This is a genomic window from Noviherbaspirillum massiliense JC206 (assembly GCF_000312045.1).
GTDB classification, from domain to species: Bacteria; Pseudomonadota; Gammaproteobacteria; order Burkholderiales; family Burkholderiaceae_D; genus Noviherbaspirillum; species Noviherbaspirillum massiliense.
In genome coordinates this window covers 2,935,849-2,951,930 of record NZ_HE978634.1, presented here as the reverse complement: position 1 = coordinate 2,951,930, position 16,082 = coordinate 2,935,849, and the positions used below count along the sequence as shown (strand labels likewise).

General features: G+C 60.2%; 11 protein-coding genes. 8 read left to right on the top strand and 3 right to left on the bottom strand.

Annotation, left to right across the window (positions count from 1 at the left end):
* The 7 genes from HGHM_RS21370 to HGHM_RS14400 all read left to right on the top strand — a co-directional run bounded on the left by HGHM_RS21370 (nucleotide 1) and on the right by HGHM_RS14400 (nucleotide 11,340).
* Nucleotides 1–2,409 (top strand): AsmA family protein, encoded by a 2,409-nt coding sequence (locus tag HGHM_RS21370; RefSeq protein WP_019142257.1) that lies wholly within the window; start codon nucleotides 1–3, stop codon nucleotides 2,407–2,409.
* Nucleotides 2,410–2,976: 567 nt separating this feature from the next.
* Nucleotides 2,977–4,899, top strand: a complete 1,923-nt coding sequence (locus HGHM_RS14430; protein WP_019142256.1) for a PrkA family serine protein kinase — start codon at nucleotides 2,977–2,979, stop codon at nucleotides 4,897–4,899.
* A gap of 205 nt (nucleotides 4,900–5,104) precedes the next feature.
* A complete protein-coding gene (locus HGHM_RS14425; RefSeq protein WP_019142255.1) occupies nucleotides 5,105–6,370 on the top strand; it encodes a YeaH/YhbH family protein in 1,266 nt (421 codons plus the stop codon).
* Nucleotides 6,370–7,950 carry a SpoVR family protein gene (locus tag HGHM_RS14420; protein WP_019142254.1) on the top strand — a complete coding sequence of 527 codons (1,581 nt, stop codon included), beginning with the start codon at nucleotides 6,370–6,372 and terminating at the stop codon, nucleotides 7,948–7,950. The genes HGHM_RS14425 and HGHM_RS14420 overlap by 1 nt, the downstream gene beginning before the upstream one ends.
* Nucleotides 7,951–8,323: 373 nt before the next feature.
* Entirely contained in the window at nucleotides 8,324–9,019 is a 696-nt protein-coding gene (locus tag HGHM_RS21365) for a DUF4142 domain-containing protein (RefSeq protein WP_034348536.1), read from the top strand.
* 18 nt (nucleotides 9,020–9,037) lie between these two features.
* Entirely contained in the window at nucleotides 9,038–9,484 is a 447-nt protein-coding gene (locus HGHM_RS14405; RefSeq protein ID WP_019142251.1) for a ferritin-like domain-containing protein, read from the top strand.
* Nucleotides 9,485–9,696: 212 nt separating this feature from the next.
* The gene (locus HGHM_RS14400; RefSeq protein WP_019142250.1) at nucleotides 9,697–11,340 is read left to right on the top strand and encodes an NAD(P)/FAD-dependent oxidoreductase; all 1,644 of its coding nucleotides are present in this window, start codon (nucleotides 9,697–9,699) and stop codon (nucleotides 11,338–11,340) included.
* A 183-nt stretch (nucleotides 11,341–11,523) separates the two neighbouring features.
* Here the strand turns inward: HGHM_RS14400 and HGHM_RS14395 are convergent, their stop codons facing one another.
* Together HGHM_RS14395 and gstA are read right to left on the bottom strand one after the other, a co-directional pair.
* Nucleotides 11,524–11,991 carry a metallophosphoesterase family protein gene (locus HGHM_RS14395; protein ID WP_019142249.1) on the bottom strand — a complete coding sequence of 156 codons (468 nt, stop codon included), beginning with the start codon at nucleotides 11,989–11,991 and terminating at the stop codon, nucleotides 11,524–11,526.
* A 60-nt stretch (nucleotides 11,992–12,051) separates the two neighbouring features.
* Nucleotides 12,052–12,663: a glutathione transferase GstA gene (gene gstA, locus HGHM_RS14390; RefSeq protein WP_019142248.1), complete on the bottom strand. Its 612-nt coding sequence runs from the start codon at nucleotides 12,661–12,663 to the stop codon at nucleotides 12,052–12,054.
* A 192-nt stretch (nucleotides 12,664–12,855) separates the two neighbouring features.
* Between gstA and HGHM_RS14385 the strand changes: the two genes are divergently transcribed.
* The gene (locus tag HGHM_RS14385) at nucleotides 12,856–14,514 is read left to right on the top strand and encodes a long-chain fatty acid--CoA ligase (protein WP_019142247.1); all 1,659 of its coding nucleotides are present in this window, start codon (nucleotides 12,856–12,858) and stop codon (nucleotides 14,512–14,514) included.
* Between the two features lie 31 nt (nucleotides 14,515–14,545).
* Here the strand turns inward: HGHM_RS14385 and HGHM_RS14380 are convergent.
* The coding region (locus tag HGHM_RS14380) for an FGGY-family carbohydrate kinase (RefSeq protein ID WP_019142246.1) at nucleotides 14,546–16,082 on the bottom strand (1,537 nt) is incomplete at its 5' end.

The following is a 16,082-nucleotide window of genomic DNA, read 5'->3' as shown; positions in this document are numbered from 1 at the left end:
ATGCCGAAAATCGTCAAATACATCGCCATTGCCATTGCTTCGCTGATCGTACTGCTGCTGATCGGCGCGGCCATCATTGCCGCCACCTTCGATCCCAACGCCTACAAGCCGCAGATCATTCGCCTGGTGCAGGAAAAGACGCAGCGTACGCTCGCCATCCCGGGTGACATCAAGCTCACATTCTTTCCCAAGATTGGCGGCAAGCTCGGCAAGGCCAGCATCACGGAACACAACAGCAACACCGAGTTCGCATCGATCGACGGCGCGAAAGTATCGCTGGCCCTGATTCCCTTGCTGTCGAAGCAGGTGGTGGTCGACAAGGTGCAGATCGACGGGCTGCAAGCCAATATCCGGCGCTTCAAGGATGGGACGAGCAATTTCGACGACCTGCTGTCCAAGGATAAGGAAAAGCCGGCGGAGCAGGCTGACCAGTCAAAGCAGCAGCCGGTCCGACTCGACATCGACGGCATTGACATTACCAATTCCCGCATCCTGTATGACGACCAGCAGCAGGAACGCAAGATCGAACTCGCCAACCTGAACCTGGAAACTGGCCGGATTGCCAATGGCGTGCCGAGCAAGCTGCAGCTGAGCGCCGATGTCAGCGGCGACAAGCCGGCCGTCAACGCCAGGGTGGATGTGAAAACCGGCTTCACCATGGATACCGTGAGAAAGCAATACGCATTGAAGGGGCTGGATGCGCAAGTCAAGGGCAGGCTGGCCGACTTCAGCGACCTGGTGCTCAAGGCAGCCGGCGATGCCGACCTCGATCCCGAGCACAAGCGTTTTGCCCTGGACGGCATTCAGTTCAGCATCAGCGGCAAGCAGGCGGGGCGATCGATCGAAGCAAAGTTCGATGCGCCCAAGCTTGCCATCACCGACAAGCAGGTCAGCGGCGGCAAGCTGAGCGGCGACGCGCGGATGAGTGAAGGCGCACGCACCATCAATGCGAACTTCAGCGCACCCTCGTTCGAAGGCTCGCCGCAAGCCTTCAAGATTCCATCGCTCGCGCTCGACGTGGCGATACGGGAAGACAAGCTTGACGCGAAGGCAAAACTTGCCGCCGCGCTGGAAGGCAATATCGACAAGCTGCTGTTCTCGTCGCCGCAGCTGCGTCTCACGCTGTCCGGCAAACAGAGCGATACCGCGCTCGACGGCGAGCTCACCACGCCGTTCACCGCCGACATGACCGCAAAGACGATCAGCTTGCCGAAGATCGCCGCCGCTTTCAGGCTGCCGAATCCGGGCGGCGGCATGCTGGATTTCAAGGCCGACGGCAACGCCAATGCCAATCTCGACAAGCAGACGCTGGCAGCCGTGCTCAAGGGCAAGCTCGATCAGAGCAACTTCGACGCGAAACTCGGGCTGACGAAATTCTCGCCTGCTGCCTACAACTTTGACATCGGCATCGACCAGATCGACCTTGACCGGTACAAGCGCAAGACGGCCGCAGCGGCGCCTCAGACGGAGACTTCAAAGGGCGGGGCGCCGGAACAGCCGCTGGACTTGTCGGCCTTGCACAAGCTGCAAGCCGAGGGCAAGCTGCGCATCGGCGCGCTGAAGGCGGCGAATGTCCGCATGGCGAATGTGCGCGCCGACCTGCATGCAGCCAATGGCAAGGCCGACATTAATCCGCTCGCAGCGAATCTGTATGGCGGCAGCGTGGCCGGTTCGCTGTCGGCCACGGCCAGTACGCCGCCGCGCATTGCCGTGCGCCAGAACCTGTCCGGCATCAACATCGGTCCTTTGCTGAAGGATGCGATCGGCAAGGAGCAAATAGAAGGCAAGGGCAATGTGCAGCTGGATGTGACGGCGAGCGGCGCGACCGTCAGCCAGATGAAGAAAGGCTTGAACGGCAACACGAGCCTCTCGCTGCGCGATGGTGCAGTGCGTGGCGTGAATATCGCGCAAGTCATCCGCAACGCGAAAGCGAAGATTGGCGCCTTGCGCGGCAATGAAGCACCGCAGACCGGTACCGGCTCGGCGACGGAAAAAACCGACTTCAGCGAATTCAGCGGCAGTTTCCGCATCACCAACGGCGTTGCCCACAACGAGGACCTGAACCTCAAGTCACCCTTGTTCCGGATTGGCGGCGCGGGCGACATCAACATCGGCGAAAGCAAGCTCGACTACCTGGTGCGCACCACCGTGGTATCGTCGCTGCAAGGCCAGGGCGGTCCGGAGCTGCAGGCGCTCAAGGGCGTGACGGTGCCGGTGCGGCTGTCGGGACCGTTCGATGCGATAGGCTGGAGGGTTGATTTTGCCGGTCTGGCAAGTGAACTCGCGAAGCAGAAACTCGACGAGCGCAAGGAAGAATTGCAATCGAAAGCGCAGAAGGCGCTCGGTGACCAGAAAGGCAAGGTGCAGGAAAAACTGCAGGAACAATTGAAGGGTTTGTTCCGCAAGTAGTGCCTTGGTTGCATCCACTCGCAGCTGCGTGACTCCAATATGCACGCGGCCGCGTTTCTTCAATGCGCGACGCAGTCATGGGAGGATGCTTCGCGCGATCCTGCATCATGGGCGTTGTTCGGCGCAAGCGCGAGTCATCGTTGCGCAAAGGCCGATCAGCGTCCGGATTCACATTCAATTCATTCAATCATCGATCTGTGCGGCAGGCGTATAAAGATCATTACGCCTGCATTTCCGACGAGCGCTTAAAAGAAAAATAAAGCTCGTCTTGCATACGCAGCACGCTTGTTCGATAAATAAAAATTGGCGAAACACGACAAGCATCGCGCGGAAAAGTTTCTCGCCGGCTCCCGTATTTTGCAAATAAATGCGGAAGAAATATCGCTTTGAAAATACGAAGTGATAAGCCAATTTTTCAACTTCTTCCGCTCGAAAAAAATAGGCGTTTTTTTGCGCAACATTTCCACCCGCCTAGAGAAAACGCGGCGTATATTTGACTTGCGGAGTGGAAACTTATCTCTCAATCCGACACCTAATGACCGCTGGACTTTCATCAAAGGACCTTACATGAAAATCTTTGACAACTACGCAGCACGGTATGAGCGGACTCGGGAAGAGGAATACTCCCTGCAAGAATATCTGGAGTTGTGCAAGCGTGACCGACTCGCTTATGCCTCTGCGGCCGAACGCATGCTGGAAGCGATCGGCGAGCCGGAGCTGCTCGACACGCGTCATGATCCGCGGCTGTCGCGCATCTTCGCCAACAAGGTAATAAAAATATATCCCGCATTCCGCGAGTTCTACGGAATGGAAGAGGTCATCGAGCAGGTCGTATCCTATTTTCGTCACGCGGCTCAGGGCCTGGAAGAACGCAAGCAGGTGCTCTACCTGCTGGGTCCGGTGGGCGGCGGCAAATCCTCCATCGCTGAAAAGCTCAAGCAGCTGATGGAAAGCGTGCCCTTCTATTCCATCAAGGGTTCGCCCGTCAATGAATCGCCACTGGGCCTGTTCAATGAAGAAGAAGACGGGCCGATTCTCGAAGAAGACTACGGCATTCCGCGCCGTTACCTGAAAACCATTCCGAGCCCGTGGGCCGTCAAGCGCCTGCAGGAGTTCAACGGCGACATCAACCAGTTCCGCGTGGTCAAGCGTTATCCCTCGGTGCTGAAGCAGATCGCGATTTCGAAGACCGAGCCGGGCGACGAAAACAACCAGGACATCTCTTCGCTGGTGGGCAAGGTCGACATCCGCAAGCTGGAAGATTATTCCCAGGACGACCCGGATGCCTACAGCTATTCCGGCGGCCTGTGCCTGTCGAACCAGGGCTTGATGGAATTCGTCGAAATGTTCAAGGCGCCGATCAAGGTGCTGCATCCGCTGCTGACCGCGACCCAGGAAGGCAACTACAAGGGTACCGAAGGTTTCGGTGCGATTCCGTTTGACGGCGTGGTGCTCGCGCACTCGAATGAATCGGAGTGGAAAGCCTTCCGCAACAACAAGAACAACGAAGCTTTCCTCGACCGTATCTATATCGTCAAGGTGCCGTACTGCCTGCGTGTGAGCGATGAGGTCAAGATCTACGACAAGCTGATCAAGGGTTCCTCGCTGGCCAATGCGCCCTGCGCGCCGGGAACGCTGAAGATGATGGCGCAGTTCGCGGTGCTGTCGCGCATGAAGGATCCGGAAAACTCCAGCATCTTTTCCAAGATGCAGGTGTATGACGGCGAAAACCTGAAGGACACTGACCCGAAGGCCAAGTCGCGCCAGGAGTATGTCGACTATGCAGGTGTGGATGAAGGCATGAACGGCCTGTCGACCCGCTTCGCCTACAAGATCCTGTCCAAGGTCTTCAACTTCGACAATACCGAAGTCGCGGCCAACCCGGTGCATCTGCTGTATGTGCTGGAACAGCAGATCGAGCGCGAGCAGTTCGCGCCGGAAGTCGAACAGAAGTACCTGGCCTACATCAAGGAATACCTCGCCCAGCGCTATGTCGAGTTCATCGGCAAGGAAATCCAGACCGCTTACCTGGAAAGCTATTCCGAGTACGGCCAGAACATCTTCGACCGTTACGTGACGTTCGCCGATTACTGGATCCAGGACCAGGAATACCGCGATCCGGATACCGGCGAAAGCTTCGACCGCGATTCGCTCAACAGCGAACTCGAAAAGATCGAGAAGCCGGCGGGCATTTCGAATCCGAAGGACTTCCGCAACGAGATCGTCAACTTCGTGCTGCGCGCGCGGGCCCAGAACCACGGCAAGAACCCGGCCTGGACCAGCTACCAGAAGCTGCGCACGGTGATCGAGAAGAAGATGTTCTCGAACACCGAAGACCTGCTTCCGGTGATTTCCTTCAATGCGAAGGCGAGCGCCGACGATGCGCACAAGCACCAGGAATTCGTCTCGCGCATGGTGGAGAAGGGCTATACCGCCAAGCAGGTGCGACTGCTGTGCGAATGGTATCTGCGGGTACGGAAGTCGTCGTAAGTATCTATGGCAGCAAAGGCAATGCTCCTCCCCCTTCAAGGGGGAGGATGGGTGGGGGATGGGTTTTGTAAAGACTAGCGCACAGCGCAACCCATCTCCACCCCCAACCCTTCCTTGACGGTGAGGGGTATCACGCAGAATTTTGGATTTGAAGCGAACTGAAGCAGGCAATCAGCCAACGGCAGTTCCACCAGCAGGAGGCATTTTGGCTTACCTCATCGACCGGCGTTTGCAGAGCAAGAACAAGTCCGCGGTCAATCGCGAACGCTTCTTGCGGCGTTACAAGGGGCAGATCAAGGATGCAGTTGCACGCGCGGTAAAGGGCCGCTCGATCACCGAGATCGAGAAAGGCGAAAAGGTTTCAATTCCGGTCAAGGACATCAACGAACCCAGCTTTGGCCATGCGCAAGGCGGGGTATGGGAGGTTGTACGGCCGGGCAACAAGGAGTACCAGAAGGGCGATCAGCTCCAGCGTCCGAAGAGTGGCGGCGGTGCCGGCAAGGGGAAGGCCGGCAATAGCGAAGAAATAACAGAAGACGATTTCGCTTTCGAGCTGTCGCGCGAAGAATTCATGAATGTGTTCTTCGAGGACCTGGAGCTGCCCAACCTGGTAAAAACCCAGCTCGCTTCGATAACGGAGTTCAAGCAGCAAAGAGCGGGCTTCAAGTTGTCCGGCACGACATCGAACATCCATATCCTGCGCTCGCTGCGCGGAGCGCTCGGCCGCCGTATCGCGGTCGGCGCCAAGTCGCGCAAGCGCCTGCGCGAGGCCGAGGCGGAACTGGAGCAGTTGCTCCGGACCGAGTTCGAAGATGACCACAGGATACTCGCGCTGAAGAAGGAGATCCGCCAGCTGCGCATCAAGCTGGAAGCGATCCCCTTCCTCGATCCGATTGACCTGCGCTACAGCAATCGCATCAAGGTGCCGAAGCCGACCAGCCAGGCCGTGATGTTCTGCGTGATGGATGTGTCCGGTTCCATGGACCAGGCGAAGAAGGATGCAGCCAAGCGTTTCTTCATCCTGCTCTACCTGTTCCTGACGCGCGCCTACGAAAAGATCGAGGTGGTGTTCATCCGCCACCACACCCAGGCATCGGAAGTCAACGAGGATGCGTTCTTCAATTCGCGCGAATCGGGGGGCACGGTGGTGTCGTCGGCGCTGAACCTGCTGACCAAGATCATCCGCGAGCGCTATGTGAATACCGACTGGAACGTGTATGTCGCACAAGCATCGGATGGCGACAACTGGGACAACGATTCGGTGACCTGCCGCGACCTGCTGATCAATACCATCATGCCGATGGTGCGCTATTACGCCTATGTCGAGATCACCGACGACGAGCCGCAAAACCTGTGGCACCAGTACACCCAGGTGCAGGCGCAGCATCCGCATTTCGCGATGCAGAAGATCGAATCGCCTGCGGATATCTATCCGGTATTCCGCGAACTGTTCAAGAAACAGGTGAAGTGATGACGACAGCCACCTTGAAAAAGCCTGCGGCGAAAAAGCCGGCCCGGCCAGCCGCCAGGAAAAAGCCGGCCAAGCCGCGCCGCCTGCCAGAGCAGTCCGAATGGACGTTCGAACTCATCGAGCAGGCGCATGACGAGATCCGCCGCGTCGCGGAAAATTTCGGTCTCGACACTTATCCGAACCAGCTCGAAGTCATCACTGCCGAGCAAATGATGGATGCCTATGCCTCCGTCGGCATGCCGGTGTCGTATGCCCACTGGTCCTTCGGCAAGCATTTCCTGGCAACGGAAAAGAGCTACCGGCGCGGCCACATGGGGCTGGCTTACGAGATCGTGATCAATTCCGATCCCTGCATCGCCTACCTGATGGAAGAAAACACGCTGACGATGCAGGCACTGGTGATCGCCCATGCCTCGTACGGCCACAATTCCTTTTTCAAGGGCAATTACCTGTTCCGCACCTGGACCGATGCGGAAGCGATCATCGATTACATGGTGTTCGCGAAGAAGTACATTGCTGAATGCGAGCAGCGCTACGGCATCGAAGCGGTGGAACTGCTGCTCGATTCCTGCCACGCCCTGCAAAACTACGGCGTCGACCGCTACAAGCGCCCGGCGAAGCTGTCGATGGCGAAGGAGCGCGAGCGCCAGCGCGAGCGCGAGGAATACCTGCAGTCGCAGGTGAATGACCTGTGGCGTACCCTGCCGCGCCGCAACGAGGAGCCGGTGGTGAAAGCGGAGGCGAATCGCTTCCCGGCCGAGCCGCAGGAAAACCTGCTGTACTTCATCGAAAAGCATGCGCCGCTGCTGCAGCCCTGGCAGCGCGAGATCGTGCGCATCGTGCGCAAGATCTCGCAATACTTTTATCCGCAGCGCCAGACCCAGGTGATGAACGAAGGCTGGGCCACCTTCTGGCATTACACCATCCTGAACCAGTTGTACGACGAAGGCGTGGTCGGCAACGGATTCATGATGGAATTCCTCCAGAGCCATACCAATGTGGTGAACCAGCCGCCGATCACCAGCCGCTACTACAACGGCATCAATCCGTATGCGCTCGGCTTTGCGATGTTCCGCGACCTCCGCCGCATCTGCGAGGACCCGACCGAGGAAGATCGCCAATGGTTTCCGGACATTGCCGGCAGCGACTGGAACAAAACGCTCGACTTTGCGATGCGCAACTTCAAGGATGAAAGCTTCATCTCGCAATACCTGTCGCCCAAGCTGATCCGCGACTTCCATTTCTTTTCGGTGCTCGACGACGACAGCAAGGAGCGGCTCAGCGTATCCGCCATCCATGACGAGGTAGGCTACCGGCATATCCGCGAACAGCTCGCTGCGCAGTACAACCTGCACAACCGCGAGCCGAACATCCAGGTCTGGTCGGTCGATACCCATGGCGACCGCGCGCTCACCCTGCGCCACCTGCAATACCAGCGCCGGCCGCTGAACAACCAGGCCGACGAGGTACTGAAGCATGTGGCCCGGCTCTGGGGTTTCGATGTAAAGCTGGAGACAGTCGACCCGCAAGGCACGGTGCTCGGCACGCTGGAATGCAAGTGCGAGAAGCGGAAACACTGAAGCGGTTTCCGCCAGCCTGAAAGGGCAAGAAAGCAGGGTGCGCCGCATGCACCGGGATGGCAGGGTGCGCGCGGCGCACCCTGGTTCCCCATCGAAGATTGAAATTCGCCCTGGTTTCTCTCCCTCCTGATGGCAGGCTTGGCCCGCCTGCCGTTCTTTCTCTCCCGAATCCATCCTGCTTTGCCTGTCACAGGGCGAGCCACTACGGCTGCTGTAATATTTGCAAGCCACCTGTAGTCTATTCCCCCTCTCGACAGCAAGTTCAACGCAAACAAGGCCATTTCGGCACTGGCACGTTGATTGCCTGCGTTTCTCCTTACTTCCACCAGGGCAAGCATTCTGGTGTTCCATTTACTGTTTCAAGGAGAAACTCATGTTCAGACGTACAGGATTCAGCCAGGCGCTGGGTGTGGCCGCGCTGGCGATGATGTTCGGTGCTGCGCCGGCCCATTCGCAATCGAGCAGCACTGCTGCCTCTTCGAGCAAGCCATCCAGCCAGGCTTCCGGCGCGGGCAATTCCTCCAGCGCCAGCAGCTCCGGCGGCAAGTCTTCCGCCAGCGGTTCGCTCAGCAAGGCAGACCAGAGCACGATGCGTGAAATGGCACAGGCCAATCTGGCCGAGATTGAAATGGGCAAGATCGCCATGAAGCAATCGAAGGATGACAAGGTGCGCGATTTCGCACAGAAGATGATCGACGACCATACCAAGGCGCAGGACCAGTTGCAGCAGCTGGCCCAGTCCAAGGGCGTGACCTTGCCAACCGAGCCGGACCGCAAGCACCAGGAAATGGCCAAGAAGCTCAGCTCCCTGTCAGGCGAGGCGTTCGACCGCCAGTACATGTCAAAGGATGGCGTGCAGGATCACAAGAAGACTCACAGCATGCTGCAACGCGCGGCAACCAAGGCAAAGGATTCGGACCTGAAGGCATTGGTGACCCAGACCCAGCCCGTCATTGATCAGCATTTGCAGATGGCCGAGGAAATGACTGCCAAGACCACGTCGACCGGCGCGTCCGGCACCAAGGGCGGCGGCGCTTCTTCTTCCGGCTCCAAGAGCAGCGGCAAATGATGATGACATGGAGGGTATATGGACAATGATGAAGTGATTTCCACACTGAACGACCTGATCGAAACCAGCAAGGATGGCGAGGAAGGCTTCCGCGCCTGCGCCGAGGATGTCCGCAATCCGCAGCTCAAGACCTTCTTCCTGAATCGTGCCCAGGCATGCACGACCGCCGTATCGCAGTTGCAGGAACTGGTACGCAGCTATGGCGGCGACCCGGAGACCAGCGGTGGCCTCGGCGGCGCGCTGCACCGGCGCTGGGTGGACATCAAATCCCTGGTCACTGGCAAAGATGACAAGGCCATCCTGACCGAGTGCGAGCGCGGCGAAGATGTGGCGGTGGCCAGCTACCGCAAGGCGCTGGCGAAGAACCTGCCGGTCGATGTGCGCACCCTGGTCGAGCGCCAGTATCAGGGCGTGGTGCACAACCATGACCAGGTCAAGGCCTTGCGGGAGCAGGCCGGCCGCTGAGTAAGAACGTTCTTGCAATTGGCAGCGGGCCGGCTGCAGGCATGCCGGCCGGCCCGCATGCCTTTACCCCATTTCCCTGCGGCTAGCGGTCATGCCGGTTACAATAGCAGCCGGCTCTCGCCCCCGGCCATGGCCCGCATGGTTTCCGTGAGCCGTCTGATTCCAACCCAGTTTCCCATCCCGCCCAGACTGCTTTATCCGGAATATCCTGCATGCTGCGACTGACCGACCTTCATCTTCCGCTCGACCATCCCGAAACCGACCTGCAAGCCGCGATCCTCGCACGGCTCGGCATACCTGCCGAAGACCTGATCGGATTCACCATTTTCCGCCGCGGCTATGATGCGCGCAGGAAGAACGCGATCATGCTGGTGTACACCCTGCATGTCGAAGTCAGGGATGAAGCCGCGGTGCTGCAACGCATGCAGGGCGCGACGCACGTCAAGCCCGCGCCGGACACCAGCTACCATTTCGTCACCCAGGCGCCCGCCGGCCTGAAGACGCGGCCGGTGATCATCGGCTTCGGCCCCTGCGGCATCTTCGCCGCGCTGATCCTGGCGCAGATGGGTTTTCGTCCGCTGATCCTCGAGCGCGGGAAGCAGGTGCGCGAGCGCACCAAGGATACCTGGGGCCTGTGGCGCAAGCGGGAACTGCATCCGGAATCGAATGTGCAATTCGGCGAGGGCGGCGCCGGCACCTTTTCCGACGGCAAGCTGCACAGCCAGATCAAGGATCCGAAACATTACGGCCGCAAGGTGCTGACCGAATTCGTCAAGGCCTTCGCGCCGCCGGAAATCCTGTATGTGAGCAAGCCCCACATCGGCACCTTCCGCCTGGTGAAGATGGTGGAGGAAATGCGTGCCACCATCGAGTCGCTCGGCGGCGAATTCCGCTTCGAAAGCCGGGTGACCGATCTCGATATCGATCATGGGCAGATACGCGGCGTGGTGCTGGAAAGCGGCGAACGGATCGCGACTGACCACGTGGTGCTGGCGGTCGGCCACAGCGCGCGCGACACCTTCCAGATGCTGTATGACCGCGGTGTGTATGTGGAAGCCAAGCCGTTCTCGATCGGCTTTCGCGCCGAACATCCGCAATCCCTGATCGACCGCGCCCGCTTCGGCAAATTCGCCGGCCATCCGCTGCTCGGCGCTGCCGACTACAAGCTGGTGCATCACTGCAGGAACGGCCGCTCCGTCTACAGCTTCTGCATGTGCCCGGGCGGCACCGTAGTGGCTGCGACATCCGAGCCGGAGCGCGTGGTCACCAACGGCATGAGCCAGTATTCGCGCAACGAGCGCAATGCGAATTCCGGCATCGTGGTCGGCATCACGCCGGCCGATTTTCCCGGGCATCCGCTGGCCGGCATCGACTTCCAGCGCGAGCTGGAGTCGCGCGCCTATGTGCTGGGCGGGAAAAACTACGATGCGCCGGGGCAGCTGGTGGGTGACTTCATCGCGGGGCGCGCATCTACGGCATTTGGTTCCGTGCAGCCTTCCTACAAGCCGGGCGTGCACCTGACGGACCTTGCACCCAGCCTGCCGGAATATGCGATCGAGGCGATCCGCGAAGCCTTGCCGGAATTCGACAAGCAGATCAAAGGCTATGCGATGCACGACGCGGTGCTGACCGGTGTCGAAACCCGCACCTCGTCGCCAGTGCGCGTCAAGCGCCAGGACAATTTCCAGAGCATGAACACGAAGGGCCTGTTCCCGGCCGGTGAAGGCGCCGGCTACGCGGGCGGCATCCTGTCGGCGGCAGTGGATGGCATCAAGGTGGCGGAAGCCGTAGCGCTCAGCATGGTCGGTCGCACGGATGTGCATGGCGGGATGCAGCCGGGGCCGGAGACTTACTGAGGGCAAGCGCAAAAACAAGCTGCGGGCGGAAAGGGTTCTTTCACCACGCCTTCGGCTGGAAGCTCGAATCAGGGCGCTCCATTTGTTTTGTGGAACCGCGTTGCCGCCATGGTCGGCCCACGTCGCCACTTGCAGGCGGCTCGAATTAGCGCGGCGCAAAGCGGTGCTTTGCGAAACCCCGCGCTAATCCACTTCCAGCGTTTGCAGGCGTGCCCTGCATTCGCCGTCGGTAATCTCGAGAAAGCCGAGTGAGATCGGCAGCTTGAAGCGGCGCGGCCCGGCACTGCCCGGGTTGATGAACAGCACGCCGCCCTCCATCCTGACCGAAGGCTTGTGGGAGTGCCCCGACACCACGACCCGAAATCCCGCGGCTTGCGGATCGTCCTTCAGGTCTTTCAGGTCGTGCACCACGTGGATCTTCACGCCCTCGATGTCGAGGGTCTCCCTCTCGCTGAGAACATTCGCCCAGTCGCCGCGGTCATTGTTGCCGCGCACTGCGACGACCGGCGCGATGGCGGCAAGCTGCTGCAGCACGGCTTCATTGCAGATGTCACCGGCGTGGATGATGCGGTTCACGCCGGACAGCGCAAGCCGCGCTTCCGGCCGCAGCAGGTTATGGGTGTCGGAGATCAGGCCGATGCGCACGCTCATGTCGCTTGCTCACGAGGGGAAAGAACGAATCCGCATGGAGGGAGCGTCGTGTATGCCGGTTCAGCCCTTGATCAGGCCTTCCGCAACCAGCGCCGCACGGACGGCGGGCCGAGCCGCGACGCGTTGCTGGTATTGCTGCACTGACGGCCAGCGGTCCAGCGGGAATTTCAGGAATCCGCTCCAGTTCAGCACCGTGAACAGATAGGCGTCGGCGACGCTGAACTGTTCACCCATCAGGTAGCTTGCCTTCTGCAGCTGCTGTTCAACCAGGTCCAGGCGGGCTGCCATTCTGTCACGAGCCGCCTGTTTGGTCTCTTCGGAAGCCTGCGGGTTGAACAGGGAACCGAAGGTCTTGTGCAATTCCGTAGAAATGAAGTTCAGCCATTCCGCCAGGCGGTAGCGCTGCATGCTGCCGGGCTCGGGAACGAGCTTCTTCTCCGGCGCCTTGTCGGCCAGGTATTGCACGATGGCAGGGCCTTCGGTCAGCACTTCGCCATTTTCCAGCTGCAGCGCCGGCACATAGCCTTTCGGGTTGATCTTCCGGAAATCGGCGCCGCTTTCCGTCTTCTTGTCGGCCAGGCTGACCTTTTCGGTTTCGAATTTCAGCCCTGCTTCCAGCAGCACGATATGCGGCGACAGGGAGCAGGCGCCGGGGGAAAGATAGAGTTTCATGTTTGCGTCCTTTTATTGAAAAAACACGGTGCAGATGTGCCGTCAGGGGGCACTGAAAGACGATGTTTCTGCAGTATGGATGGTAGCCCAGCGCAAAAAATTGTGCTTCGCGCAAGAAGATGTCATTTGCCAATGCAAGCCGGACACATCGCTTCTATAATCGACAGGCCAGATACAACAACAGGCGGAGACATGAACACGACCCACTACCCTCATTGGCCAGCCGGCCTGCCCTATACCCTGACCGCTCCCGAGACCAGCGTCTACGTCAACCTCCAGGTTTCGGCGCTGCGTTACCCGGACAAGCCCGCGATCATTTTCTACGACTCGATCCTGAGCTATGCGCAGATGGAAGCGGAAGTACTGGCACTCGCCGGCTATCTGCACCAGGCCTGCGGCGTGCAGCGCGGCGACCGCGTGCTGCTCGACATGCAGAACAGCCCGCAATTCATCATCGCCTATTTCGCCATCCTGCGCGCCGACGCGATGGTGGTGCCGGTCAACCCGATGCTGATGACCGAGGAATTGCAGCATTACGTGGAGGACAGCCAGTCGGCTGTCGCCATCGTTTCCCAGGAAATCTTCAGCCGCATTGCGCCGCTGGTCGGCAAGTCGGGCCTGAAGCGCGTGGTGGTGGGAACCTACTCCGATTACCTGACCGCGCCCACCGAACTGAATGTGCCGGATTTCGTGCGCGCGCCGCGCAATGTGCCGGCGATGGAAGGCGTGGTTGCCTGGCACGATGCCGTTGCCGCGCGCCACGTCCCGGGCCCGCACATAGCAGGACCGGATGACCTCGCATGCATGCCCTATACCTCCGGTACCACCGGCAAGCCGAAGGGCTGCATCCATACCCATCGCTCGGTGATGTTCAATTCGATCGCCAGCCCCACCTGGTCGGGGCCGACGATTGCCGACACCGTGTCGCTCGCGGTGCTGCCCTTCTTCCACGTCACCGGCATGCAGTCGGTGATGAATGCGACCATCTATTCCGGCGGCGCAATCGTGGTGCTGCCACGCTGGGACCGCGACGCGGCCGGTCAGCTGATCACGCGCTACAAGGTCACCAGCTGGACGCTGATCCCGACCATGATGATCGACTTCCTGTCCAACCCGCGCCTGGCGGAATACGACATCTCCTGCCTGAAGCGGGTTTCCGGCGGCGGTGCTGCGATGCCGGCCGCGATCGCCCAGAAGCTGCTGGACATGACGAATCAGCAGTACATGGAAGGCTATGGCCTGTCCGAGACCATGGCCGCGTCGCACATCAATCCGCCGCAGCGGATGAAGCAGCAATGCCTCGGCATTCCGCACTTCAACGTGGATTCGCGCATCGTCGATCCGGTCACGCTGAAGGAATTGCCGCCGGGCGAGCAGGGCGAAATCTGGATCCATGGTCCGCAGGTCTTCCAGGGCTACTGGAACGATCCGAAAAAGACCGAGGAAGCCTTTGCCGAACTCGACGGCAAGCGCTTCTTCCGCTCGGGCGACCTCGGCTACATGGACCCGGAAGGCTTCTTCTTCTTTACTGACCGCCTGAAGCGCATGATCAACGCCAGCGGCTTCAAGGTCTGGCCGGCGGAAGTGGAATCGATGATGTACAAGCATCCGGCGGTACAGGAATGCTGCATCATCGCTTCCCGCGATCCGTATCGCGGCGAAACGGTGAAGGCGGTGATCGTCAAGCGGGCCGGCGCCGAAGCGAGTGCGGAAGACATCACGCAGTGGGCACATGAGCACATGGCCGCCTACAAGGTGCCGCGCATCGTGGAGTTCGTCGAGGCCCTGCCGAAATCGGCGACCGGCAAGGTGATGTGGCGCACGCTGCAGGAGAAGGAGATGGCGAAGTAATGTTCCGCCATCCGACCACCGGGAACCTGCCTCAGCTCAGGCTTGGATACCCGGTGATTTCCTGGATCTGCCGGTACAGCGGCGCCAGCTGCCCGTACATCTTCCTGTACACCCGGGAATACAGCGCGTCGTAAGTCTGGCGATGCTGCGCCTGCGGCTCGAACACCCGGCCGATGCGCGTCATCGCATGGATGGCGGTATCGAAATCGCTGTGCAGATCCAGGCCCACCGCGGCATTGATTGCCGCGCCCAGGCCGGAGGTTTCGTAGATGTGCGGCCGTGCTGTGGGCAAGCCGAAGATGTCGGCGGTCAGCTGCATCGCCGCATCGCTTTGCGAGCCGCCGCCGGAGACGCGCAGCGAGGTGATCGGCACGCCACTGCGCTTTTCGATGCGTTCCTTTCCTTCGCGCAGCGCATACGCCAGCCCTTCCAGGATGGCACGGTAGAGGTGCGCGCGATTGTGCACGTCGCCGAAGCCGATCACCGCGCCTTTCGCTTCCGGTCCCGGCTGCTTGATGCCCGGCGTCCAGTAGGGTTGCAGCATCAATCCCATCGATCCCGGCGGCACCGCATTCACCAGTTCGTCGAATAATGCTTCGGGAAGCACGCCCTGCTGCTCGGCCAGCAGCTTTTCATGATGACCGAACTGTTCCTTGAACCAGTTCACCATCCAGTAGCCGCGGAAGATCTGCACTTCGGTGCTGTAGGCATTCGGGATGGCGGCAGGATAAGGCGGGATGAAGGGCGTGACTTCCAGGTATTTCCGGCTGGTGGTGTTGATGGTCGCGGTCGTGCCATAGCTGAGGCAGCCGATGTGCGGATCGAGGCAGCCGGCGCCGATCACTTCGCAGGCCTTGTCGGCGGCGGCGGCCACCAGCGGCGTGCCGGACGGGATGCCGGTAGCCTCGGCCGCGTCTTTCTCGATCTTGCCGATGACGGTGCCCGGCGGGACCAGTTCCGGCAGCATGTCGCGCGTGACCGCCAGCGCCTGCCATTTCCAGTCGTGCGCAGCGGCCCAGCGCAGCCGCTTGTAATCGAAGGGCAGGTAGGCGACCTGCGAGCCGATGGAATCGATGAAGCTGCCGCAGAGACGGTAGTTCAGATAGCCCGACAGCAGCAGGAACTTGTCGGTCTTGTCCCAGATCTCCGGCTGGTGCGCCTTGATCCAGTTGGCTTCGGCTTCGCCGCGAAAAAAATTGATCGTGCTTTCCACGCGTGCGAGCTTGAAAGCCAGCCGCCACAGGGGATGGATGGGTGGCACTTCTGCGGTGCGGCGCTGGTCGAGCCAGACCATCGCAGGGCGCAAGGGCTTGCCTTGCCTGTCGAGATTGATCACCGTGCCGCGCTGGGTAGTGACGGCCACACCCCTGATCGCAGACTTCGGCACATTCGTTTGCGCCCACAGCCGCTGGCAGGCGACGCATAGCGCCTGCCAGTAGTCTTCCGCGTGATGCTCGGCCCATCCCGGCTGGTCGGAAAAATAGGCTTGCAGGTGCACCTGCGACTTGGCGACGATATTCCCATGCAGGTCGAACAGCAGCGCCCGGGTGCTCTGCGTTCCATTGTCG